Raw genomic sequence first — 22,021 nt, 5'->3', positions numbered from 1 at the left:
GGACATACGGGAAAGGAACGAGGAACGACGATGGCGAAGAAGAGCGCGATCGAGAAGAACAAGCGGCGCGAACGTCTTGTTAAGAAATACGCGGTCAAGCGGGCAACTCTGAAGGCGAAGGCCAATGACGAGTCCCTGTCCCTTGAAGAGCGCTTCGCGGCCCGGCTGCAGCTTGCAGCCTTGCCGCGTAACTCGGCTCCGAGCCGCATTCGCAACCGGTGTGAAGTCACCGGTCGCCCGCGCGGCTTCTATCGGAAGCTGAAGATGTCGCGCGTTGCGTTGCGTGAACTGGGTTCCCAGGGCAAGATCCCGGGCCTGGTCAAGTCGAGCTGGTAAGGAGAAGCTGCGATGGCGATTTCCGATCCGTTGGGTGATATGATCACCCGCATCCGGAATGCCCAAATGCGCGGCAAGAACAAGGTTTCAACACCTGGTTCCAAGCTGCGCCAGCATGTACTTGATGTCCTGGCCAAGGAAGGGTACATCCGGGGTTATTCGACGGTCGAATTCGAGGGCGGCAAGTCCGAACTCGAAATCGAACTGAAGTACTTTGACGGCCAGCCGGTCATCCGTGAAATCACGCGGATTTCCAAGCCGGGCCGTCGGGTGTACTCGTCGGTAAAGAACATTCCGCACGTGGCAAATGGCCTGGGCGTGTCGATCCTTTCGACACCGCGTGGCGTCATGGCTGACCATCAGGCGCGGGATGAAAACGTAGGTGGTGAGGTTCTCTGCCGCGTCTTCTGACGCGGCCGAGTGCTTTCTTTGTTTCTGACAAGGTTGATCAGATGTCTCGAATTGGCAAGAAGCCAGTCCCCGTGCCAAGCGGGGTAACGGCAACGATCAACGGCCGAATGATCGAGGTCAAGGGCCCGAAGGGACAGCTGTCCCTCGAGCTCAATGACAATGTTTCGGCCGAGATTAACGAGGGTGGCATTTCGGTGCAGCCCGTCAACAAGAGCCAGACGGCGCGTGCCATGTGGGGCATGTCGCGGACTCTGGTTCAGAACCTGGTCACCGGTGTATCGCAGGGCTTCGAACGCAAGCTCGACATCACTGGTGTGGGTTACCGTGCGCAGGTCCAGGGCAGCAATCTTCAGCTGGCTCTCGGATATTCGCATGACGTGGTCTATCCGATCCCGGCTGGCATCGAAATCCGGTGCCCGAAGCCGACGGAAATCTACATCTCCGGCATTGACCGGCAGGTTGTAGGCCAGGTCGCTGCGAACATCCGCGAGTATCGCGGTCCCGAGCCGTACAAGGGCAAAGGCATCCGCTATGCGGGCGAATTCATCGTCCGCAAAGAAGGCAAGAAGAAGTAACGGGACCGGATCATGGCGAACAGCAAAATTGCTTTCGAACGGCGTCGCGATCGCGTCCGTCGTTCGATCCAGAAGGTCGCGAACGGTCGTCCGCGTCTTTCTGTATTCCGGTCGTCGAAGCAGATCTATGCCCAGATCATCGACGATCAGAAGGGGCACACGGTTGCCTCCGCTTCAACGATCGAAAAGGATCTGCGGAGCAGCCTGAAGACGGGCGCCGACGTTGCAGCAGCTGCTGCCGTTGGCAAGCTTGTCGCCGAGCGCGCCTTGGCCGCCGGTGTCAAGCAGGTCGTGTTCGACCGTGGCGGGTATCAGTATCACGGGCGCGTCAAGGCGCTTGCCGATGCGGCTCGCGAGGGCGGACTTGAATTCTGACCAGCGCCCGTTGGCGCTCTGAAGAACGGAAGACTAATAATATGGCGAGACAGGACACACGGGAGCGCGATCGCGAAGAGCGCGACAGCGAGTTCGTCGACAAGCTCGTACACATCAACCGCGTCGCTAAGGTGGTCAAGGGTGGCCGCCGGTTCGGTTTTGCCGCGCTCGTCGTCGTCGGTGACCAGAAGGGCCGGGTTGGCTTCGGTCATGGCAAGGCACGTGAAGTGCCGGAAGCCATCCGCAAGGCAACCGAAGCAGCCAAGCGCGCCATGGTGCGCGTGCCGCTGCGCGAAGGCCGTACCCTTCATCACGATGTCGAGGGCCGTCATGGCGCCGGCAAGGTGATCCTGCGCGCGGCTCCGGCCGGTACGGGTATCATCGCTGGTGGCCCGATGCGCGCCGTGTTCGAGACCCTTGGGGTCCAGGACGTTGTGGCGAAGTCGCTGGGGTCCTCCAACCCCTACAACATGGTGCGTGCAACCTTTGCCGCCCTCACCAAGGAAGACAGCCCGCGCTCCGTCGCGGCCCGTCGTGGCCTTAAGGTGTCGGCGATCCAGGCGCGCCGCCGTGACAACGATGATGCGGTGGCGGTCGGCGCCGAGGCTTGAACCTCGGCGCTCCGCACACCAGTTGAACGAGGGGTAGTTCCATGGCGAACACCGAAAAGACCATTACGGTCGAACAGATCGGAAGCCCGATTCGCCGTCCGGCGTATCAGCGGGCAACCCTGATCGGTCTCGGCCTGAACAAGATGCACCGCCGCTCGACGCTGCAGGACACTCCTGAAGTGCGCGGCATGATCCACACGGTCCGGCATCTCGTCCGCGTCGTCGAAGAAGCGTGACGGGACAGGAGTTAAGATCAATGAACCTCAATGATCTCCGGGACAATCCCGGTTCCACCAAGAACCGCACCCGCGTAGGCCGCGGTATCGGTTCTGGTAAGGGCAAGACCGGTGGTCGTGGCGTGAAGGGGCAGAAGTCCCGTTCAGGCGTTGCGATCAAGGGCTTCGAGGGTGGCCAGATGCCTCTGCATCGCCGCCTCCCGAAGCGCGGCTTTACCAATATCTTTGCCAAGGACTTCAACATCGTGTCGCTGGCTCGTATCCAGCAGGCAATCGATGACGGCAAGCTTGATGCAAAGGCGGTTGTCACCGTCGAGGCACTCAAGGCTGCCGGTGTCCTGAAGCGTCTTCGGGACGGCGTCCGCCTCTTGGCTGACGGCGAGCTGAAGGCTGCAGTGTCCTTCGAGATCGCCGGCGCGTCCAAGTCGGCTATCGAAGCAGTCGAAAAGGCCGGCGGCAAGGTCGTCGTGCTTGGAGCTCAGGCCGAATAGGCCTGGGCTTCCCCCTTTATCGGACAGCAACCTTCCGGAGCACGGCATGGCATCGGCTGCCGAACAACTTGCGGCAAATCTCAATTTCTCGGCCTTCGCAAAGGCTGAAGAACTCAAGAAGCGCATCTGGTTTACACTGGGGGCGCTTTTGGTTTATCGGCTTGGCACTTACATCCCGCTGCCAGGCATCAACCCCGATGCCTTTGCCCAGGCCTTTAACCAGGCCCAATCCGGCATCATCGGCATGTTCAATATGTTCGCCGGCGGTGCCGTCGAGCGCATGGCGATCTTCGCCCTCGGCATCATGCCGTATATCTCCGCATCCATCATCATGCAGCTGATGACGACGGTCGTGCCGTCGCTTGAAGCCATGAAGAAGGAGGGAGAGCAGGGGCGCAAGACCATCAACCAGTACACCCGCTTCGGCACGGTGCTTCTGGCAATCGTTCAGGCCTATGGCATCGCCGTCGGTCTTGAAGGTGCTTCGAATGTCGTTACCGACCCCGGCATGTTCTTCCGCCTTTCCGCGGTGATCACGCTGACTGGCGGCACGATGTTCCTGATGTGGCTCGGCGAGCAGATCACCTCGCGCGGTATCGGCAACGGTATCTCGCTGATCATCTTTGCCGGGATCGTTGCCGGGCTGCCGTCTGCAGTGGTGTCTACGCTCGAACTCGGCCGGCAGGGTGCGCTCGCGACCTGGATCATTCTTGGCGTCATCGTTCTGGCGATTGCCGTCATCGCGCTGATCGTGTTCATGGAGCGGGCACAGCGCAGGCTGCTGATCCAGTATCCCAAGCGCAACGTCGGCAACAAGATGTTCGAAGGCAACACGTCCTTCCTGCCCTTGAAGCTGAACACTGCCGGTGTGATTCCGCCGATCTTCGCCTCATCCCTGCTGCTGGTTCCGGCCACCATTGCCGGGTTCTCGGCCGGATCGAGCAACGAATGGCTGACCACGATCACAACGCTGCTCGGTCACGGACAGCCGTTGTACATGCTGCTGTATGCAGCGCTGATTGTGTTCTTCTGCTTCTTCTACACCGCGATCGTGTTTAATCCGACGGAGACGGCGGACAATCTCAAGCGGCATGGCGGCTTTGTACCGGGCATTCGTCCGGGCGAGAGGACGGCACAGTACATCGACTATGTCCTGACCCGCGTCACCGTTGTCGGGGCCATCTACATCACTCTCGTCTGTCTCTTACCCGAATTCCTTATTTCCGCGACTGGCGTTCCGTTCTATTTCGGTGGAACCTCGCTGCTGATCGTCGTGAGTGTGACCATGGACACTGTGTCTCAGATCCAGGGTCATCTGCTTGCGCATCAGTATGAAGGTCTTGTGAAGAAAGCGAAATTGAGGGGGAAGCGGAGATGAGACTGATTCTGGTCGGACCGCCGGGGGCAGGGAAGGGCACACAGGCGACGCGCCTTGTGGCAAAGCACGGCATCCCGCAGCTGTCCACTGGCGACATGCTTCGCGCGGCCGTTGCCGCCGGTACGCCGATCGGTCTGCAGGCGAAGGCCGTGATGGATGCGGGTGGGCTGGTCTCCGACGATATCGTCGTTGGCATTATCCGTGACCGTATCGCGGAACCGGATGCGCAGAAGGGTTTCATCCTCGACGGCTTTCCGCGGACGCTTGCCCAGGCCGAAGCGCTGCAGGAAATGCTCGCCGGCAAGGGCATTGGCCTTGATGCGGTCATCGAGTTGCGGGTTGACCAGTCGAAGCTCGTGTCGCGGATCATAAACCGCGCCGAGGAAACCAAGGCTGCCGGGTTGCCTGTCCGCAAGGATGATGACCCGGAAGTCTTCAAGCAGCGTCTCGAGGCTTACAACCGGGACACTGCTGTGGTCATTCCGTATTATGAGGGCAATGGGCTTCTCACCGTCATCGATGGCATGCAGCCGATCGATGCGGTCACGGCAGCCATCGCCGATGTTCTTTCGAAGCTTGACGAAAGCGTTGAGGTTCGTTAAAGGACGCGCTCTAATCCAAAAGATTATGTGCCGGCTCCGTCTCGTACGGGGGCGGCACATTCTGTGCTGGTCCAATCCGGCAAATTAGCTCCCGCAGGGGCCGGGCTCCACCGGACGCGGGGAATACCAACCAGGCAGCCCAGTTGCTGCTGAAAAATGGAGATGACCATGGCACGTATTGCTGGCGTCAACATTCCGACGAACAAGCGCGTCGTCATCGCGCTGCAGTATATCCACGGCATTGGCGCGAAGTTCGCCCAGGAAATCATCGAGAAGGCGAACATCGCTGCAGAGCGTCGTGTGAACCAGCTCACCGACGCTGAAGTGCTCGCCATCCGTGAGACCATCGACCGCGATTATCTCGTGGAAGGTGACCTGCGTCGCGAGACTGCGATGAACATCAAGCGTCTGATGGACCTTGGCTGCTACCGTGGCCTGCGTCACCGTCGCGGCCTCCCGGTCCGCGGTCAGCGCACCCATACGAACGCCCGGACCCGCAAGGGCCCTGCGAAGGCAATCGCCGGTAAGAAGAAGTAATCCGGCGCATTGCTGGTGGAGCCGCCGGAATTACGGCGGTGTCGAGATCGAAAGTAAGGATAGAAAATGGCTAAGGACACGACGCGCGTGCGTCGCCGCGAACGCAAGAACATCTCTTCTGGCGTCGCTCACGTGAACTCCACGTTCAACAACACCATGATCACCATCACCGACGCCCAGGGCAACACGATCTCCTGGTCGTCCGCCGGCGCGCTCGGCTTCAAGGGTTCGCGCAAGTCGACCCCTTACGCCGCGCAGGTTGCTGCCGAGGACGCTGCCCGCAAGGCCGCCGAGCACGGCATGCGGACCCTGGAAGTTGAAGTGCGTGGTCCAGGTTCGGGCCGTGAGTCTGCGCTTCGTGCCCTTCAGGCTGCCGGTTTCCTGATCACGTCCATCCGCGATGTGACGCCGATCCCGCACAACGGCTGCCGCCCGCGCAAGCGTCGTCGCGTCTGAGACCTTTGGTCTTGGGCATTGGTTTCCTCCAATGGCGAAGAATGGCCGGTAAATCCGGCGGGACAGCCGAAGGGGTATGAGCGTGACCATTCAGAAGAACTGGCAAGAACTTATCAAGCCGAACAAGCTGGAGGTGAAGGCGGGTGACAACCCGCGTTTCGTCGCCACCGTGATCGCCGAACCGCTGGAGCGTGGCTATGGTCTGACGCTGGGCAATGCCCTGCGCCGGATCCTGCTGTCGTCGCTTCAGGGCGCAGCGGTGACCGCGGTCCAGATCGACGGCGTGCTGCACGAGTTCTCGTCCATTCCGGGCGTGCGCGAGGACGTGACGGACCTGGTCCTGAACGTGAAGGAAATCGCGATCAGCATGCAGGGTGAAGGCCCCAAGCGCATGGTCGTGCGCAAGCAGGGCCCTGGCGTCGTGACGGCTGGTGATATCCAGACCGTTGGCGATGTCGAGGTGCTGAACCCGGACCTCGTGCTCTGCACGCTGGACGAGGGCGCCGAGATCCGCATGGAATTCACCGTCAACACGGGCAAGGGCTATGTTGCCGCCGACCGGAACCGTCCGGAAGACGCGCCGATTGGCCTGATCCCGGTCGACAGCCTGTATTCGCCGGTCAAGAAAGTGTCCTACAAGGTGGAAAACACCCGTGAAGGCCAGGTTCTCGACTACGACAAGCTGACGCTGACGGTTGAGACCGATGGCTCGATCAAGCCGGATGATGCCGTGGCCTATGCCGCACGCATCCTGCAGGATCAGCTTTCGATCTTCGTCAACTTCGAAGAGCCGAAGCGCGAAGTGGCCGAGGACAGCGTCCCCGAGCTTGCCTTCAACCCGGCGCTCCTCAAGAAGGTGGACGAACTCGAATTGTCCGTTCGTTCGGCAAACTGCCTGAAGAACGACAACATCGTCTATATCGGCGACCTCATCCAGAAGACCGAAGCAGAGATGCTGCGCACTCCGAACTTTGGTCGCAAGTCGCTTAACGAGATCAAGGAAGTTCTCGCTCAGATGGGTCTCCATCTGGGTATGGACGTGCCGAACTGGCCGCCGGAGAACATCGAGGATCTCGCCAAGCGGTACGAAGATCATCAGTACTGAGGGCGCAAGCGCCCCGGTTCAGGTTCAACCAGGCGCGTCGCTGTGATAGCGCCGCCTGAAGTCTAAAGTCAAAAGGAGAGGGCCATGCGCCACGGTAAATCCGGCCGCAAGCTCGGCCGCACATCGAGCCACCGCAATGCGATGTTCGCCAATATGGCGGCTTCGCTGATCGAACACGAGGCGATCGTCACGACTTTGCCGAAGGCAAAGGAAATGAAGCCGATCATGGACAAGCTTGTCACCCTCGGCAAGCGTGGCGACCTGCATGCTCGCCGTCAGGCGATCTCGCAGATTCGCGACGTTGCAATGGTGCGCAAGCTGTTCGAAACCCTTGCTCCGCGTTACAAGGAGCGCAACGGCGGTTACACCCGCGTTGTCAAGGCTGGTTTCCGCTATGGCGACAGCTCGCCGATGGCCGTGATCGAACTCGTCGATCGGGACCAGTCTGCACGTGGTGCTGCCGATCGTGCCCGCGTTGCTGCTGAGCAGGCTGCTGAAAACGCAGCGTAATATTCGGATAGCTTTTGCTTTCCACAAAGGCGGGCCTCGGCCCGCCTTTTCTTTGTTTCAAGCTGCCTGGCATACGATTTTACATTCTGAGGTTGTTTCCCGGTATGTTATCGCCTTGTTAAGGTCGATGGATTCATTCTCGTCCCCAATAGATCAATTTGGGGTTTGGTATCCATGACTGCCTCTTCTGGCCTGCCGAAGCATTCGAACCGCATTTTCCGCCTTTCCGTCATTATCCCGTCATTGACCCTTGGACTTGTGCTCGCCGCCTGCACGGCGGTGGGGGTCATCGGCTATGTGAGTGGCCGGGACGGCCTGGAACAGGCAGCGCGGGCGGAACTTGAACTGGTGGTCAAGGCGCGCCAGTCCCTGCTCAATGCCAAGATGGGCAACATCGGTGCCGACCTGACCAACGCTGCCACCAGCGCCGGCGCGGCCTTGATGATGAAGGATCTTGCCGGAACGCGGGTGAACATCGATAGCGATCTTCAGGCTATTCGTGAATACTATCAGGCGCCCGGCAGTTCGGCGGCAGACCGGGCCGCCCAGATCGGCTCCGACAACAAGACGATGTATTCCTGGCGTCACAGCGAATTGCACAGCGCTTTCATGAACACATGGAAGCTTGGTGGCTACGGGGATATCTACGGTATCCTGCCAGACGGCTATGTCCTCTATTCGGTGACCAAGGGACCTGACTTCCTGGCATCCGTATCCGAAGGCGCAGTTGCGTCGACCGGACTGGCGCAAGCTTTCGGTGCAGCTGCAAACACACCATCGGGGACGCAGGTCATCACGGATTTCGCGCCCTACGGGCCAGCCGGTGATGCGCCGTCCTTCTTCGTCGCCCAGCCGGTTGTCATCGAGACCTTCGGCGAGAAGAAGTTCATGGGTGTTATGGCGCTGCGCGTCGGCGCCGAATTGGTGGACAGCATCCTGTCGGACCGCGACGGCATGGGCAGCACCGGTCAGAGCTATCTGGTGGGGCAGGGCGGCGTCGTCCTCTCCAACATGCCGCTCGCCGCTCAGCCGACGGCCCTCAGCGCCCGGACAGACGCGGCACCGGTTCTCGCCGCGCTCAACGGGACTGAGGCCAGTGGCGAGGTTCTCGGGAGCGACGGGATTGCGCGGATCGTGGTTGCCCGTCCGATCTCCTTCATGGGCAAGACCTATGCTGTGGTTGCGGAGAAGAGCCTTGACGAGGCGATGGCCTCCGTCACTGCCATGCGCGACCGGATGGTGCTGTGGACCCTGATCACCCTGGCGATTGCGGCCGTCGTTGCGCTCATTTTTGCACGCAGCATCACACGCCCGCTGACCACGCTGGTCGGCGCCCTTGAATCCATCGCCAACGGTAATCTGGGAGAGGATATCAAGGCTGCCCGGCGCGGCGACGAGATTGGCGAGATCGGACGTGCCGTCGTTGCGATCCGCGAGAACGCGGCCGAAGAGCAGGAGCGCCGGACACGCGAGGAAGGCGAACGCGGTCGGACCATCGGGGAGCAGCGCAAGGCCATGCTGGCAACCCTGGCGCAGGACTTCGAGGCGAGCGTCGGCAAGGTTGTCGCAGCCGTGTCGCAGTCGGCCCATTCGCTGCAGGATGCAGCCAAGGACGTGCAGCAGATGACGGCGGTGGCCGGTGACAGCGCCGCGCGGGCTGCGGACATGTCGAACCAGGCCATGGAAGAGGTGCAGTCGATTGCTTCGGCATCGGATCAGCTCTCGGGGTCCATCCGCCAGATCAGCGAACTGATCCACCGGTCTTCGACCGTTGCCCAGACCGCGACCGTTCGTGCCCAGTCAACCAATGCGACCGTCCGTTCTCTCGCGGAGGCGGCCAATCGCATCGGTGAGGTCGTCACGCTGATTTCGGACATCGCCGACCAGACCAATCTCCTGGCACTCAATGCCACAATCGAGGCCGCGCGCGCAGGTGAAGCCGGACGCGGCTTTGCGGTGGTTGCCTCCGAGGTCAAGGAACTGGCCTCCCAGACAGGTAAGGCTACCGGTGAAATCCAGCAGCAGATCGACGCGATCCGCTCGGCGACGGATGATGCCGTCTCTGCCATTTCCGATATTCAGGAGACAATCAACGAGATCACCATGTCGGTGACCGAGGTGTCTTCTGCAGTCGAGGAGCAGAGCGCTGCCACGCAGGGCATTGCCAACAACACCCAGCGCGCCGCGCGCGGCACGGCGGAAGTGTCCTCCAACATCCGGCGCGTCAACGAAGTGACGGATCGCACCGGGACGGCGGCGAGCGGATTTGTCGCCTCTGCCGACGAACTGTCGCAGCAGGCCAGTCATCTCGACCAGGAAGTGCGGGCCTTCCTGTCTCAGGTGCGGTCGGCCTGACATTCTCCATCCGCGCTTGGCATTGCGTCCGCGCGTTCCTATCTGGCATGTATCGAATCCGGCCTTGGCGGCCGGATTCGTCGTTCTGGAAGGAGAGTGTCGATGCGACTGGCCAAAACGATTGCGTCGGGTCTGAAGCTGACAGCTTGTGCCATCCTGGCGCTGGCGAGTGTCATTGCCGATCAGGTCCCCGCGTTTGCGCAGGAGCGGGTGGTTCCGGTCTCCGAGGCGCAGATCACGCTGTCCTTTGCCCCCATCGTCAAGGGCGTCGCTCCGGCGGTGGTCAACGTTTATGCCAGCCGTCTGGTGCAGCAGCCTGTATCGCCCTTCCTCGATGATCCCTTCTTCCGCCGTTTCTTCGGCGACCAGGTACCCGGTGGCAACCGGCCGCGGCAGCGGATGGAGTCCTCGCTCGGATCCGGCGTCATCATCTCCGCCGATGGCGTGATCATTACCAACCACCACGTCATCAAGGATGCCGACGAGGTGCGCGTCGCGCTTGCAGACCGCCGCGAATTCGACGCTGATATTATCCTGAAGGACGAGCGGACCGATCTTGCCGTCCTGCGCATTCGCGACGGGCAGGATGATTTTCCCAACGTTGAGTTCGCAGACTCCGACTCACTGGCTGTCGGCGACATAGTGCTGGCCATTGGCAACCCCTTCGGTGTTGGCCAGACTGTCACACAAGGCATCGTTTCGGCACTGGCCCGCACCCGGGTTGGCATCACTGACTACCAGTTCTTCATCCAGACCGATGCGGCCATCAACCCGGGCAATTCGGGCGGGGCGCTGGTCGACATGCAAGGCCGTCTGGTCGGCATCAACACGGCGATCTTTTCGCGCGGCGGCGGTTCCAACGGCATCGGCTTTGCCATTCCGGCCAACATGGTCAAGTTCGTCGCCAATTCCGCCGTCACCGCCGGCAAGATCCAGCGGCCCTGGCTTGGCGCCACCGTGCAGGTGGTCAGCGCCGAGATCGCCGAGGCGCTGGGGCTCGACCGGCCGCGCGGCGTGCTGGTGACCCGTGTCTTCCCGGGCGCACCGGCGGACAAGGCCGGGCTCAAGGTGGGGGATCTGATCACCGCCGTCGACGGCGTCGAAGTGCTCGATCCGGATTCCTTCGGCTATCGCTTCGCCACCAAGGCTGTCGGCGGAGAGACACGCTTCACGCTGCGCCGGGCCGGCAAGGACAGCGAGGCGGTGGTCGCCTTGAAGGTCGCGCCGGAAACCACGCCAAGGGATGCAAGGCTGATCCGCAGCTATTCGCCCTTCGAGGGCGCAACGGTGATGAATCTGTCGCCGGCAGTGGCGGAGGAACTGGGTCTGGAGGCGCTGGAGCAGGGCGTGGTCATTGCCGAGGTTGCGGACGGATCGCCGGCAGCGCGGGTTGGCCTGCAGGTTGGCGATATCGTCCTTGCAGTCAACGAGGAACGCATTGAGACAACGGCGATGCTCGAACGGGCGTCCAAACGCCAACCCCGGCTGTGGCGGCTGGATGTGAAGCGCGGCGGAGAAGTCTCTCGCCTCGTCTTGCGCAGCTAGGCCATGGGGGACCTGTTCGCCGCGCCCGAAGGACCCAGCGGCCCGAGGCCGCTTGCCGACCGGCTGCGCCCCCGGCGTCTGGACGATGTCGTCGGGCAGGATCACCTGCTCGGCCCCGATGGCACCTTGTCGCGCATGCTGCGCACCCGGACGCTTGGCTCTCTGATCTTCTGGGGGCCACCTGGCACCGGCAAGACGACGATTGCGCGGCTCTTGGCCGATGCCACGGATCTCGGCTTCGAACAGGTCTCGGCGATCTTCACCGGCGTTGCCGATCTGAAGAAGGTGTTCGAGACGGCACGGGTGCGGCGGCTCGCCGGACGCGGAACGCTGCTGTTCGTCGATGAGATCCACCGTTTCAACCGGGCCCAGCAGGACAGTTTCCTGCCGGTGATGGAAGACGGCACGATCACGCTGGTGGGGGCGACGACGGAGAACCCGTCCTTCGAGCTCAACGCGGCGCTGTTGTCCCGCTCCCATGTGATGACCTTCCGTTCGCTGGATGCGGAGGCCATTGGCAAGCTGCTGGACCGCGCGGAGACCGAGGAGGGGCGCCCGCTCCCGCTGGACGCTGAGGCACGGGCTGTCCTGATCCGCATGGCCGATGGCGACGGACGCTCTTCCCTGACACTGGCAGAGGACGTCTGGCGGGCAGCGCAGCCCGGCGAGGTGTTTGATGCGGCCCGGCTGCAGGACATCGTGCAGCGGCGCGCCCCGATCTACGACAAAGGTCAGGACGGCCACTACAATCTCATTTCGGCACTGCATAAGTCCGTGCGCGGGTCTGACCCTGATGCGGCGCTCTACTGGTTCTGCCGCATGCTGGATGGCGGCGAGGATCCGATGTATCTCGCCCGGCGCCTGATCCGCATGGCGGTCGAGGATATCGGCCTGGCCGATCCCCAGGCGGTGGTGCAGGCGAATGCGGCACGCGATGCCTATCAGATGCTCGGCTCTCCCGAAGGGGAACTGGCGCTGGCGCAATGTGTCGTCTATCTTGCGACGGCCCCGAAATCCAACGGCGTCTATGTGGCCTACAAGGCGGCGGTGCGGGCTGCCAAGGCCAATGGGTCGCTGCTGCCACCCAAGCATATCCTGAATGCGCCGACCAAGCTGATGAAGACCGAAGGCTATGGCGAGGGGTATGCTTATGACCATGATGCTCCGGACGGGTTCTCCGGTCAGGACTATTTTCCGGACAGCATGGGCCGGCAGACCTTCTATGATCCGCCGGAGCGCGGCTTCGAGCGGGAAATCCGCAAGCGGCTCGACTATTGGGCAAGGTTGCGCCGCGAGCGTCGCCGGGACTAGATTTTTCCACTCTTAGCAAAGCCGAAATACCCGCCGTGGCTAGATAGGGCTGGAGGAGGAGGCGCGCCGGGGGGCGCTGCATCCTTGGGATCGGGGGCCATCATGAAGCAGATCGAGATCCGCCTGGCGCTGGTCTTCTACGGCGGCGTATCGCTGGCGATCTACATGCATGGGGTCAGCCGCGAGATCCTCAACCTGGTCAAGGCGTCGAGCTGCCATGGCGCGCGCGAGCCGCTCGACCTCGAGGATGAGGCAAGCTGCTCTCTGCTGTCTCCCACGACACGCGCCTACATCGCGTTGCTGCAGGCCTATGATCCGGATATCAACGTCCGGGTGGTTGTCGACACGATTGCCGGCGCATCTGCGGGCGGGGTCAACGGCGTCATGCTGGCCCGAGCCATCGCCCATGACCTGCCGCTGGATGCCCATCGCAACCTGTGGCTCGAGAATGCCGATGTCACCAGGCTGGCGCAGCCGCAGGACGGATTGTCGAGGTTCCTCAAAAGCGGCATGTCGCCGGTCATTGACCGGATGATCACCTCAGGCCTCAAGGCGCAGATCACCAGCGCCGAGACGCGGGAGAAGCTGCGGCTCCTGACCCAGTCGCGCTGGTTCACGCCGCCCTTTTCCGGGGAACGCTACATTGGCTGGATGCTGGATGCCTGCCGCGAGATGGACAGGGACTGGCGCTCGAAGGCAACGCTGGTGCCCAATGGCCAGACCCTTGATCTGTTCGTGACGCTGACGGACTATCATGGCCGCAGCCAAAGGATCCGCATTGACGAACCCGTCTATATCGATGAACGCGAGCATCGCCGGATCCTGAAGTTCTCCTGCCATCACCGGACACCGGGCGTTCTGGACAGCCAGTTCACACCGGCCTTCGCACCGGCACATGTCTTTGCCGCAAGGGCAACGTCCAGCTTCCCGGGCGCCTTTCCGCCGGCGACAATCGGCGAGATGGACAAGGTTCTGGCCGAGCGTGGCGAGACCTGGGACACCCGCATGTCCTTCCTGACCGGCATCCTCGGCGGAACCGAGGATGATCTCCTGCGCCGTGCCTTTGTTGATGGCAGCGTCGTCATGAACAAGCCCTTCGCACCGGTGATCGCAGCCATTGGCGAACGTCCGGCAACGCGTGAAGTGGCCCGGCGTCTGGTCTATGTCGATCCAGTGCCATCAAGCGGCGAGCGCGGCAAGCTGCCTGACGGCGACAGCGTGCCCGGCTTTTTCCGGGTGATCCTGTCGTCTCTGGCTCATATCCCGCGCAATGAGCCGATTGGCGATGATCTGCGGGCCATCGAGGCGCGAAATCGTCGCGCCCGCCGTCTTGCCGAGGTGATCGCCGATACGGAACCGATGGTTGAGCGCGAAGTCGCGCGGATCCTGCCGGATGCCGGCGATAAGCCTTTGACCATCGAGGAACTGACCCAGTGCCGGACTGCCGCCAATGAAGCTGCACATCGTCAGGCCGGCTACGCGCATCTGGGCTACCAGACGCTGAAGCTGCAAGCGTTGGCGGAGCGTGTTTCCAGCCTGATTGCAGCGCTTTCGGCGCGTGCAGGTGTGATCCTTCAGGAGGAGGATGTCATCGAAGCCATGCGGACGTTTCTCCGCGACGCGTCCGTCGTTGAGGGGCAAGGCCACGGCCGATCGAAAGCGGAACCGCCTGCACGCCCGGACCGGATCATCGCCTTCCTCAGGTTGCTTGATGTCGACTACCGCATCCGTCGCCTGCGTTTTGTCGTGCGCAAGCTGAACAGTTTCTATCAGTCGCGGGCGCATGAGGTTGCAGCCCAGAAGCCCGATGACCTCGATGCGTTGAAGCGCGAACTCTATGAACAGATCGACAAGCTGCAGGGTTGCTGGTCGGCGCAGTCCTATCCGTTCGAAATCGCCGAGGCTGCGGCCGAACTGGCGGTGGGAGGTGGCAGCATCGACCTGTCGCATCTCGAAGCGGTGATGGAGCAGATCGGCCGCCACATGGGGCTGGTCAATCTGGACCGGCTGCATGATGACGTCTTTGCTGTCATGTCGTTCACTTATCTTGTCCCGCTGCTGCGCCGCGAACTGACGCGTGCCTATATCGGCTTTGCCTTCTACGACCTGATCACGTTGCCGGTGTTCCAGCGCAATGATTTCTCCGAAGTCAACGAGACCCTGGTCGACCGGATCAGTCCACGCGATGCCAGTTCGTTGCTGGACGAAGGGTTTCAGTTGAAGGGCTCGGCGCTGAACACGTTTGGTGCCTTTTTCAACCGGTCCTGGCGCGAGCATGATTATCTCTGGGGGCGGCTGACGGCCGCTGATCGGCTTGTCGCGATCCTTCAGTCGTCCATTCAGGTCAAACGCCTGCCGGAAGACCAGGTGCGTGGTCTGCGTCGCCGGCTGTTCCAGGCAATTATCGAGGAGGAGAGGCCGTTCCTCGCCTCCGATCCGGAGCTGATCCCGTCAATCGAGGCTCTGATTGCAGCCCGGCTGGACTGAAGACGACAGGCTTCGCCGGCCGTGGCAGCCGGTTTTACGCTCGTATGGCCTTTTCAGGTCTGCTTTCCCCGGTCTATGAAGGACACAGGATCGGCAATGACCTGAGTGTCCTGTACCGGACGGCCTTGTGATCCGGCACCGGGCCTGTTGCGGGCGGACGAAGAGGCAGAGCGGATGACTGGACTGACGAGTGCCGGCGGAGTTTTACTCGAATTCCTGCCCTATTGGGCGGCCGTCTACGCCATCAATGTTGCGCTCTATTTTCTGACCGGGTGGGTTCTGGTCGCGATCCAGAATCGCCATCCGGACCGCCGGATCCAGCAGGGCCGGCGCGGGGAAAAGCGCAAGGCGCGGGAAATCCGCCAGAGCGTGATCTCGCTGCTGGTGACAGCCGGCTGCATGGCGGGCGGCATCTTCCTGTCGGTAAAGGGCTATACATTCGTGACGCCGCTGGACCTGTCATGGTGGTCGGTCATCGTGATGTTTGTGGTGTCTGTGGTCGTCTTCGATGCCTGGTTCTACTGGGCGCACCGGTTCATGCACACGCCGCTGATGTACCGGTTCCATGCCGAGCATCATCGCTCCGTCGCCCCGACGGTCTGGAGCACCTACAGCGACGACCTGGTCGATGCGTTCGTGATGCAGAGCTATTACCTCTGGGCGCCGCTGGTCCTGCCGATTCCGGTGGAAGTGCTGATCGCGCACCGGCTCTGGGACCACTTCAACGGCACGATTGGACACTCCGGCTTCGAGTTCTATGCCTCGCCCTTGTCGCGCATGCCCTCGCCGATGGTCTGTGTGACCTTCCACGACCAGCATCATTCGCGCTTCAAGTACAATTACGCCAACTTCTTCTCATTCTGGGACCGGATTTGCGGCACCATCGACCCTCGCTATGATGAGACCGTGAAGACCTTTGAAGCTGCGTCCACAACGGACGGGAATGTGGGAAAGGCTCCGGACTGAGCCGGTTTCGAGAGACTGGAACAACGTGGACTATCTTCTGGTGATGCTTGGCGGGGCGATTGGTGCAGGGCTCAGACATGGGGTGAACACCCATGTGCCGCGCCTGCTGGGCACGGGCTTTCCCTATGCGACGCTGACCGTGAACATTGTCGGCTCGCTGGTCATGGGCCTGTTCATTGGCTGGCTGACGCGCCAGACCGGCGGCCTGCCAACCGGTCTGCGGTTGTTCTTTGCGACCGGAGTTCTTGGCGGGTTCACCACTTTCTCCGCCTTTTCCCTGGATGTTTCAGCGCTTTGGGAGCGGGGCGATACGCATCTGGCACTCACGTACGTGCTCGCCTCTGTCGTGGTCTCCATCGCCGCGCTTTTTGCCGGTCTGGCCCTGGCGCGTGCCGTCAGTTGAGGCTTTCTGAGGAATTCCTTTGCCAATTTGCCCTTGCGCGCTTATGAGAGGCGCAATGACAATAGGCTGTGGCAGACCACGGTCGGGCATCGCTTTTTTCTAGCCCGGCTGCGACACTGGTCACAGCGCTGGACAGCGTCCGGTCTGGCGGCATGGGCTGCAAGGGCTGCCGCGTCACAATGAGATCCGTATGTCTGGTATTGAACTGAAAACCGTGTCCGCCGACGAGGCCGGCATGCGCCTTGACCGTTGGTTCAAGGTGCACTTCCCGGGTCTTGGCTTCGGCCACCTGCAGAAGCTGTTGCGCACCGGTCAGGTGCGCGTCGACGGCAAGCGCGCTGACAGCGCCACCCGGCTCGCCGTCGGGCAGAGTGTGCGCATCCCGCCGCTTGGCATCGAGCTGAAGGCCGACGACCGCATGAATGCGCGGCCGAAGTCGAGCAAGCTGATCGACGATGACCGCAAGGCCGTCGAGGACATGATGCTGTTCGAGGACAGTATGGTGATGGTGCTGAACAAGCCGGTCGGCCTGGCCGTGCAGGGCGGCTCGGGCCTGAAGCGGCATCTCGATGGCATGCTCGATGCCTTCACGGACAGCAAGGGCAACAAGCCGCGTCTGGTGCATCGTCTCGACCGCGAGACGTCGGGCATCATTCTCGTGGCCAAGACCCGTCAGGCGGCGCAGGAACTGACGAAGAACTTCCGCCATCGCAACACGCGCAAGATCTACTGGGCGATGCTCGCCGGTGTTCCCCGGCCGCGCCAGGGCCGTATCTCGACCTTCCTGGCCCGGGACGAGAGCGAGGAGCGGATGAAGATTGCCCGGCATGGCGAGGACGAGGCGCAACACGCCGTGTCGCTCTACAATGTGGTCGAGCAATCAGCGCAGAAACTGTCCTGGGTGACCATGAAGCCGGTCACCGGCCGCACGCATCAGCTGCGTGCCCATGCGGCGCATATCGGTCATCCGATCATCGGCGACGACAAGTACTTCAACATCGAGAACTGGGAGCTGCCCGGCGGCATCCAGAACCGGCTGCACCTGCTGGCGCGCCGGATCATCATCCCGCATCCGTCCGGCCACGGGAAGATCGATGTGTCGGCGCCGTTGCCGCCGCATATGCAGCAGACCTGGAACCTCCTGGGCTTCGACGTCGGCGACTATGTCGAAGAGCAGGACGAAGTGGACTGAGCCGCCGTCCTCCGGCCTGAGGCATGGACCTACCCGCATGTATCTCATCCTGTTTGATTGCGATGGCACGCTGGTCGACAGTCAGGAGACCATCCTGCATGGTCTTGAGGTCGGATTTGCTGCCGTAGGCCTTCCCATGCCCGGCAGGCGGGAGGCCCTGTCGATCGTCGGACTGTCGCTGGAACGGGCCTTTGCCCAACTGGTCGGTCCCGAGCATCAGGACAAGGTGTTGCCGATGGCGGCCGCCTACCGTGCTTCGAAGCGGGAGCGGCGGGAGCAGGGGCTGGACTTTGATCCGCTCTATCCTGGCGCACGCGAGGTCGTCGAGCGGCTTGGCGCGCGCAGCGACGTCTTGCTTGGCCTTGCCACCGGCAAGGCGCGGCGCGGCGTTGCGCATCTTCTCCAGGTGCACGGTCTGGAGGGGCGCTTCGTCACCATCCAGACGGCCGATACGAGCCCTTCAAAACCCCATCCGGACATGATCCTGCGGGCCGTTGCCGAGACAGGCGCCGAGCTTGCCCGGACCGTGATGATTGGCGACACCAGCTTCGACATGCAGATGGCCCGTGCCGCCGGGGCTCATGCGATTGGCGTCACCTGGGGTTACCATGAGGGCGCCTTGCTCGCAGAGGCCGGCGCGGATCTCATCATCGATACCTTTTCGGCCCTTGAAAGCGCGCTGGCAAGCCAGCTCGGCTGGGCCATGGAGAAAGCCTGATGCGCGATATTTTCGAGGATCTGAGCGCGGATCTTGCCAAATATGATCCGGTCGAGCGGGCCCGGGAACTGTCCCGGCGGGATCTGCCCAAACGCTTCTACACATCAGTCGGTATTGCGGAAGTTGAAGGCGGCTTTGCCGTCACGCTGGATGGTCGCCAGGTCAAGACACCGGCCCGCAATTTGCTCACCCTGCCTGCCCGGGCGCTGGCCGAAGCTGTGGCTGCCGAGTGGGAGGCGCAGGAGACCGTCATCAACCCGGGCGTGATGCCGCTGACCCGCATGGCAAATGCCGCCATCGATGCCGTGTCGATCCGTTTCACCGAGGTTGCCGACGAGATTGCCCGCTATGCCGGCAATGATGCGCTGTGCTACCGGGCCAGCGACCCTGAGCGTCTGGCCGAACGCCAGCGACTGACCTGGGATCCGCTGCTGGAAAGGGTAGGGGGGACCCTCGGCGGCCAGTTCCGCCTGATCGCCGGTGTCACCCATGTGGCGCAGGATGATGCCCTTGTCGCAGCCTATCGCCGGCTGCTGGATGGTTTCACCCCGCTGCAACTGGCGGCCCTGCACACGGTGACCTCGATCACCGGGTCAGCCGTCATCGGCTTCTTGCTGGCGCGCGGCGAGCATCCCGCCGAGGCCTTGTGGGCGGCGGCGCATGTGGATGAAGACTGGAATGCGGAGCTGTGGGGCGAGGACGACGAAGCCAGGCGTGTTCGGACCTACAAGCGCACCGAGTATGACGCTGCGGCGCTGATCCTTGCTGCGGTTCGCTCTGCCTGACCGGTAGGCTGCTGCGGCCGCCCCACGCCTCTGGCGCAGGCTCTGGCGGACGAGCCTTCGCCCCCTGATCAGATCTCGAATTCCTCGATTTCCGTGAAGGCCTTGCGCAGGGCGCTCGACCAGGCGGCTGACAGGGTCTGGAAATAGGGATCGTCCTTGTGGATCCGCTTCTGGCGCTTGGTCGTGAAACTGTCCGTGTTGTAGAGCATCAGGTCGATGGGCATTCCGACGGACAGGTTGGAGCGCAAGGTGCTGTCGAAGGACAACAGGACCAGCTTGGCGGCCTCGCCCAGCCGCATGTCGCGGCGGGTCACCCGGTCCAGGATCGGCTTGCCGTATTTGTGCTCGCCGATCTGGAAGAACATCGTATCCGACGTTGCCTCGATGAAATTGCCGGCTGAATAGATCTGGAACAGGCGAGGGTCCTCGCCCTTGATCTGGCCACCAAGGATCATTGTCAGGAAAAAGCTCTCTGCGTTGGTCGCCAGCGCCTCGCCGTCGAGGGCGCGTACATCCCGCACCGCCTGGCCAATCAGCCGGGCGGCCTGGAACATGGTGTCGACGGTCATGAGATTCACCGGATTGAGCGTCGGAGATGCGATCTGTTCGCTCAGGATGGTGACCACGGACTGGGTGATCGCGAGATTGCCGGCGGTCAGCAGCGTGAAACAGCGCTCGCCGGGCAATTCCCATGTGTGCAGCTTCTTGAAGCAGGCGATGTTGTCCACGCCCGCATTGGTGCGTGTGTCGGCGGCGAACACCAGCCCCCGGTCCAGTTTTAGTCCGACGCAATAAGTCACGTATCGTCTGCCTCTGATAGCGGCGGCCCGGATGGCGCGGCTATTGCTGCTGTTGTTGCCCTTCCGCCCGGAGGACATCCACCTCGACGTGAAGGTTCTCCTCCTTGCCGCCAAAACGGATTCCCCGGATCGGAGAAGCGGAGCGCGAGTCTAGCCCCAGCGTCAAGCGGATATAGCGATCCGTCGGGCACAAGCCGTTGGAGACATCAAACCCGACCCAGCCCAGTCCTTCCAGCCAGGCTTCGACCCAGGCGTGATGGGCCTCCGACTCCTGCTGTTCGTCCAGATAAAGGTAGCCCGAGACGTAGCGCGCAGGGATACCGGCGGCGCGCGCGGCAGCAATGAAGATATGGGCATGATCCTGGCAGACGCCTTCGCCGGCGGCCAGGGCCTCGATGGCGGAGGCATGGGTTTCGGTGACCCCGATGCGATAGCCGACCTTGTCGCGAATGGCGTGCATCAGAGCGTGGCAGCCGGAAATCTGGTCGTCGGATGTGATCAGCTGCGACAGTTTGCGGATTGCCGGATTGGCTTCGGTCAGCGACGTGACACGCGTGTAGATCCGCACGGGCGCCTCGCCGGCCTCATGGCCGATGACGCCGGCAAGATCAGCGGTTTCCACCTCGCCGGACGCCGTAATCTCGACTTCCTCGATCGGCAGGCTCGAGGAAATCATGTGCACCAGGTTGCCAAAGGCATCGTGGTAGGCGGTGGCCCGGTCCATGCCCGGCGCTGTGATGGACCAGCTGAGAATCCGCTGGCTGGCACAGTCCGATGGGGTCAGCCGCAGCTGCTGCATCGCATTGGCGAGCGGACTGTCATAGCGGTAGCGGGTTGTGTGACGAACTGTGAGGCGCATGATCAGGGTTCCTCGGGCCGCGGCGGCAGGCCTCAGGCGAAATTGTAGTCGCGCGCGAGCCGGTCGGCGAACTTGTTGTTTCGCAAGGTGAAGTCGCTCAGGAATTCGTGCAGGCCACTGTCGAAGATGTCAGCCATCGAGCCGCTGCGCAGCTGCTCGTGGATCACGGCGGCCTGGGCCGCGCTTGGCATCTCGTCGCCATAGAAGGCGGTGAGGTCGGCCATGGTGCCCGTGATCCAGTCGTAGCAATGGGCCAGAGACCGTGGCATTTCCCGGCGCAGGATCAGGAAGTCCGCGACATTGACGCCCCTGATGCGGGAATCCGGATAGGCGAAGCGGTAGCTCCTGAGCCCTGACATGACCCGCAGGATCGAGGTCCACTGGTGGTGATGGGCACTGCCGCCAACATCGGTGTCAGGCAGGAAGATCCAGTAGCGCGTGTCCAGCACCCGGGCGGTATGGTCTGCGCGCTCGACAAAGTGGCCGAGCTGCGAGAAGTGGTAGCCATCGTCGCGCAGGATGGTGCCGAGCAATGCGCCGCGAAACAGCAGCGCCCGCTGGCCGATCCAGGCGACGAACTCCGGCAGCTTGTCCTGGGACACGGTCTGCGGCTTGACGTCGGCAAACTCGATCCAGGTGGTGTTGATCGCCTCCCACATGTCGGAGGTGATGCCGGTGCGCACCGAGCGGGCATTGTTGCGGGCGGTCTCCAGTCCGGAATGGATCGAGGACGGATTGCTCTTGTCGAACAGCATGAAGTTGACGACGCCGCGCTGGGTGATCTCGCCGACCTTTTCCAGATAGGCGGCTTCGCAGCCTGCCCCGACAAGAACGGAGCGCCAGTCGCCGGCAGGATCGGTGCCAAGATGCGGCAGCATGGCGGTGCGCCAGGCTGCTTCGAGCAGCCGGGCAGTGTTGTGGGCGCGTTCCTGATAGCGCGACATCCAGAACAGGGAGGAGGCGGTACGGCCAAGCAT

At 62.3% G+C, this 22,021-nt stretch carries 25 protein-coding genes; 22 read left to right on the top strand and 3 right to left on the bottom strand.

What is annotated here, in order from left to right; all coding sequences use genetic code 11:
* The first annotated feature begins 30 nt into the window (after window positions 1-30).
* The 22 genes from rpsN (at window position 31) to ACTIFE_RS17550 (ending at window position 19,385) form a co-directional block, all read left to right on the top strand.
* The gene (gene rpsN, locus ACTIFE_RS17655) at window positions 31-336 is read left to right on the top strand and encodes a 30S ribosomal protein S14 (RefSeq protein ID WP_106755169.1); all 306 of its coding nucleotides are present in this window, start codon (window positions 31-33) and stop codon (window positions 334-336) included.
* Window positions 337-348: 12 nt separating this feature from the next.
* A complete protein-coding gene (gene rpsH, locus ACTIFE_RS17650) occupies window positions 349-747 on the top strand; it encodes a 30S ribosomal protein S8 (protein ID WP_106755170.1) in 399 nt (132 codons plus the stop codon).
* 41 nt (window positions 748-788) lie between these two features.
* The gene (gene rplF, locus ACTIFE_RS17645) at window positions 789-1,322 is read left to right on the top strand and encodes a 50S ribosomal protein L6 (RefSeq protein ID WP_439530464.1); all 534 of its coding nucleotides are present in this window, start codon (window positions 789-791) and stop codon (window positions 1,320-1,322) included.
* Between the two features lie 12 nt (window positions 1,323-1,334).
* Window positions 1,335-1,697 carry a 50S ribosomal protein L18 gene (gene rplR, locus ACTIFE_RS17640; RefSeq protein WP_106755172.1) on the top strand — a complete coding sequence of 121 codons (363 nt, stop codon included), beginning with the start codon at window positions 1,335-1,337 and terminating at the stop codon, window positions 1,695-1,697.
* A gap of 41 nt (window positions 1,698-1,738) precedes the next feature.
* Window positions 1,739-2,308 (top strand): 30S ribosomal protein S5, encoded by a 570-nt coding sequence (gene rpsE / locus ACTIFE_RS17635; protein WP_106755173.1) that lies wholly within the window; start codon window positions 1,739-1,741, stop codon window positions 2,306-2,308.
* A 41-nt stretch (window positions 2,309-2,349) separates the two neighbouring features.
* Complete coding sequence (rpmD, locus tag ACTIFE_RS17630) at window positions 2,350-2,544, top strand: 50S ribosomal protein L30 (RefSeq protein ID WP_106755174.1); 195 nt, start codon at window positions 2,350-2,352, stop codon at window positions 2,542-2,544.
* Between the two features lie 20 nt (window positions 2,545-2,564).
* On the top strand, window positions 2,565-3,035 hold the full coding sequence (rplO, locus tag ACTIFE_RS17625; RefSeq protein WP_439530463.1) for a 50S ribosomal protein L15: 471 nt from the start codon (window positions 2,565-2,567) through the stop codon (window positions 3,033-3,035).
* A gap of 46 nt (window positions 3,036-3,081) precedes the next feature.
* On the top strand, window positions 3,082-4,413 hold the full coding sequence (secY, locus tag ACTIFE_RS17620; RefSeq protein WP_439530462.1) for a preprotein translocase subunit SecY: 1,332 nt from the start codon (window positions 3,082-3,084) through the stop codon (window positions 4,411-4,413).
* On the top strand, window positions 4,410-5,015 hold the full coding sequence (locus ACTIFE_RS17615; RefSeq protein ID WP_439530461.1) for an adenylate kinase: 606 nt from the start codon (window positions 4,410-4,412) through the stop codon (window positions 5,013-5,015). The genes secY and ACTIFE_RS17615 overlap by 4 nt, the downstream gene beginning before the upstream one ends.
* 168 nt (window positions 5,016-5,183) lie before the next feature.
* Entirely contained in the window at window positions 5,184-5,552 is a 369-nt protein-coding gene (gene rpsM, locus ACTIFE_RS17610) for a 30S ribosomal protein S13 (RefSeq protein ID WP_106755199.1), read from the top strand.
* A gap of 66 nt (window positions 5,553-5,618) precedes the next feature.
* Window positions 5,619-6,008, top strand: coding sequence for a 30S ribosomal protein S11 (gene rpsK / locus ACTIFE_RS17605; RefSeq protein ID WP_106755178.1), 390 nt, complete (start codon window positions 5,619-5,621; stop codon window positions 6,006-6,008).
* Between the two features lie 76 nt (window positions 6,009-6,084).
* Window positions 6,085-7,113, top strand: coding sequence for a DNA-directed RNA polymerase subunit alpha (locus ACTIFE_RS17600; protein WP_106755179.1), 1,029 nt, complete (start codon window positions 6,085-6,087; stop codon window positions 7,111-7,113).
* Between the two features lie 84 nt (window positions 7,114-7,197).
* Entirely contained in the window at window positions 7,198-7,623 is a 426-nt protein-coding gene (gene rplQ / locus ACTIFE_RS17595; RefSeq protein WP_439530460.1) for a 50S ribosomal protein L17, read from the top strand.
* 174 nt (window positions 7,624-7,797) lie between these two features.
* Window positions 7,798-9,978, top strand: a complete 2,181-nt coding sequence (locus tag ACTIFE_RS17590; RefSeq protein WP_439530459.1) for a methyl-accepting chemotaxis protein — start codon at window positions 7,798-7,800, stop codon at window positions 9,976-9,978.
* A 102-nt stretch (window positions 9,979-10,080) separates the two neighbouring features.
* A complete protein-coding gene (locus ACTIFE_RS17585) occupies window positions 10,081-11,523 on the top strand; it encodes a DegQ family serine endoprotease (protein ID WP_439530458.1) in 1,443 nt (480 codons plus the stop codon).
* A 3-nt stretch (window positions 11,524-11,526) separates the two neighbouring features.
* Window positions 11,527-12,834: a replication-associated recombination protein A gene (locus tag ACTIFE_RS17580; protein WP_439530457.1), complete on the top strand. Its 1,308-nt coding sequence runs from the start codon at window positions 11,527-11,529 to the stop codon at window positions 12,832-12,834.
* A 102-nt stretch (window positions 12,835-12,936) separates the two neighbouring features.
* Window positions 12,937-15,321, top strand: a complete 2,385-nt coding sequence (locus ACTIFE_RS17575; protein WP_439530456.1) for a patatin-like protein — start codon at window positions 12,937-12,939, stop codon at window positions 15,319-15,321.
* A 174-nt stretch (window positions 15,322-15,495) separates the two neighbouring features.
* A complete protein-coding gene (locus tag ACTIFE_RS17570; RefSeq protein ID WP_439530455.1) occupies window positions 15,496-16,287 on the top strand; it encodes a sterol desaturase family protein in 792 nt (263 codons plus the stop codon).
* A 25-nt stretch (window positions 16,288-16,312) separates the two neighbouring features.
* Window positions 16,313-16,690, top strand: coding sequence for a fluoride efflux transporter CrcB (gene crcB / locus ACTIFE_RS17565; RefSeq protein ID WP_439530454.1), 378 nt, complete (start codon window positions 16,313-16,315; stop codon window positions 16,688-16,690).
* Between the two features lie 190 nt (window positions 16,691-16,880).
* Complete coding sequence (locus ACTIFE_RS17560) at window positions 16,881-17,882, top strand: RluA family pseudouridine synthase (protein WP_106755184.1); 1,002 nt, start codon at window positions 16,881-16,883, stop codon at window positions 17,880-17,882.
* A gap of 37 nt (window positions 17,883-17,919) precedes the next feature.
* Window positions 17,920-18,600: an HAD-IA family hydrolase gene (locus tag ACTIFE_RS17555; RefSeq protein ID WP_439530453.1), complete on the top strand. Its 681-nt coding sequence runs from the start codon at window positions 17,920-17,922 to the stop codon at window positions 18,598-18,600.
* Window positions 18,600-19,385, top strand: coding sequence for an ATP12 family chaperone protein (locus ACTIFE_RS17550; protein ID WP_439530452.1), 786 nt, complete (start codon window positions 18,600-18,602; stop codon window positions 19,383-19,385). The genes ACTIFE_RS17555 and ACTIFE_RS17550 overlap by 1 nt, the downstream gene beginning before the upstream one ends.
* Before the next feature lie 68 nt (window positions 19,386-19,453).
* On the opposite strand, the gene ACTIFE_RS17545 is transcribed toward ACTIFE_RS17550, so the two are convergent.
* Genes ACTIFE_RS17545 through ACTIFE_RS17535 form a run of 3 tightly spaced genes read right to left on the bottom strand, consistent with a single transcriptional unit; the run spans window position 19,454 to window position 22,021 of the window.
* On the bottom strand, window positions 19,454-20,185 hold the full coding sequence (locus ACTIFE_RS17545) for a peptidase (protein ID WP_439530451.1): 732 nt from the start codon (window positions 20,183-20,185) through the stop codon (window positions 19,454-19,456).
* A gap of 40 nt (window positions 20,186-20,225) precedes the next feature.
* Window positions 20,226-21,044, bottom strand: coding sequence for a transglutaminase family protein (locus ACTIFE_RS17540; RefSeq protein ID WP_439530450.1), 819 nt, complete (start codon window positions 21,042-21,044; stop codon window positions 20,226-20,228).
* 32 nt (window positions 21,045-21,076) lie between these two features.
* A complete protein-coding gene (locus ACTIFE_RS17535; protein WP_439530449.1) occupies window positions 21,077-22,021 on the bottom strand; it encodes an alpha-E domain-containing protein in 945 nt (314 codons plus the stop codon).

Source organism: Pannonibacter sp., from assembly GCF_051860505.1.
GTDB lineage: Bacteria > Pseudomonadota > Alphaproteobacteria > Rhizobiales > Stappiaceae > Pannonibacter.
The sequence above is the reverse complement of the archived record's forward strand: the minus strand, read 5'-3'. Positions and strand labels throughout refer to the sequence as shown.

Coding starts and splice junctions, on each gene's coding strand:
- rpsN (WP_106755169.1), top strand. CDS start 31: ATGGCGAAGAAGAGCGCGATCGAGAAGAACAAGCGGCGCGAACGTCTT.
- rpsH (WP_106755170.1), top strand. CDS start 349: ATGGCGATTTCCGATCCGTTGGGTGATATGATCACCCGCATCCGGAAT.
- rplF (WP_439530464.1), top strand. CDS start 789: ATGTCTCGAATTGGCAAGAAGCCAGTCCCCGTGCCAAGCGGGGTAACG.
- rplR (WP_106755172.1), top strand. CDS start 1,335: ATGGCGAACAGCAAAATTGCTTTCGAACGGCGTCGCGATCGCGTCCGT.
- rpsE (WP_106755173.1), top strand. CDS start 1,739: ATGGCGAGACAGGACACACGGGAGCGCGATCGCGAAGAGCGCGACAGC.
- rpmD (WP_106755174.1), top strand. CDS start 2,350: ATGGCGAACACCGAAAAGACCATTACGGTCGAACAGATCGGAAGCCCG.
- rplO (WP_439530463.1), top strand. CDS start 2,565: ATGAACCTCAATGATCTCCGGGACAATCCCGGTTCCACCAAGAACCGC.
- secY (WP_439530462.1), top strand. CDS start 3,082: ATGGCATCGGCTGCCGAACAACTTGCGGCAAATCTCAATTTCTCGGCC.
- ACTIFE_RS17615 (WP_439530461.1), top strand. CDS start 4,410: ATGAGACTGATTCTGGTCGGACCGCCGGGGGCAGGGAAGGGCACACAG.
- rpsM (WP_106755199.1), top strand. CDS start 5,184: ATGGCACGTATTGCTGGCGTCAACATTCCGACGAACAAGCGCGTCGTC.
- rpsK (WP_106755178.1), top strand. CDS start 5,619: ATGGCTAAGGACACGACGCGCGTGCGTCGCCGCGAACGCAAGAACATC.
- ACTIFE_RS17600 (WP_106755179.1), top strand. CDS start 6,085: ATGAGCGTGACCATTCAGAAGAACTGGCAAGAACTTATCAAGCCGAAC.
- rplQ (WP_439530460.1), top strand. CDS start 7,198: ATGCGCCACGGTAAATCCGGCCGCAAGCTCGGCCGCACATCGAGCCAC.
- ACTIFE_RS17590 (WP_439530459.1), top strand. CDS start 7,798: ATGACTGCCTCTTCTGGCCTGCCGAAGCATTCGAACCGCATTTTCCGC.
- ACTIFE_RS17585 (WP_439530458.1), top strand. CDS start 10,081: ATGCGACTGGCCAAAACGATTGCGTCGGGTCTGAAGCTGACAGCTTGT.
- ACTIFE_RS17580 (WP_439530457.1), top strand. CDS start 11,527: ATGGGGGACCTGTTCGCCGCGCCCGAAGGACCCAGCGGCCCGAGGCCG.
- ACTIFE_RS17575 (WP_439530456.1), top strand. CDS start 12,937: ATGAAGCAGATCGAGATCCGCCTGGCGCTGGTCTTCTACGGCGGCGTA.
- ACTIFE_RS17570 (WP_439530455.1), top strand. CDS start 15,496: ATGACTGGACTGACGAGTGCCGGCGGAGTTTTACTCGAATTCCTGCCC.
- ACTIFE_RS17560 (WP_106755184.1), top strand. CDS start 16,881: ATGTCTGGTATTGAACTGAAAACCGTGTCCGCCGACGAGGCCGGCATG.
- ACTIFE_RS17555 (WP_439530453.1), top strand. CDS start 17,920: ATGTATCTCATCCTGTTTGATTGCGATGGCACGCTGGTCGACAGTCAG.
- ACTIFE_RS17550 (WP_439530452.1), top strand. CDS start 18,600: ATGCGCGATATTTTCGAGGATCTGAGCGCGGATCTTGCCAAATATGAT.
- ACTIFE_RS17540 (WP_439530450.1), bottom strand. CDS start 21,044: ATGCGCCTCACAGTTCGTCACACAACCCGCTACCGCTATGACAGTCCG.
- ACTIFE_RS17535 (WP_439530449.1), bottom strand. CDS start 22,021: ATGCTTGGCCGTACCGCCTCCTCCCTGTTCTGGATGTCGCGCTATCAG.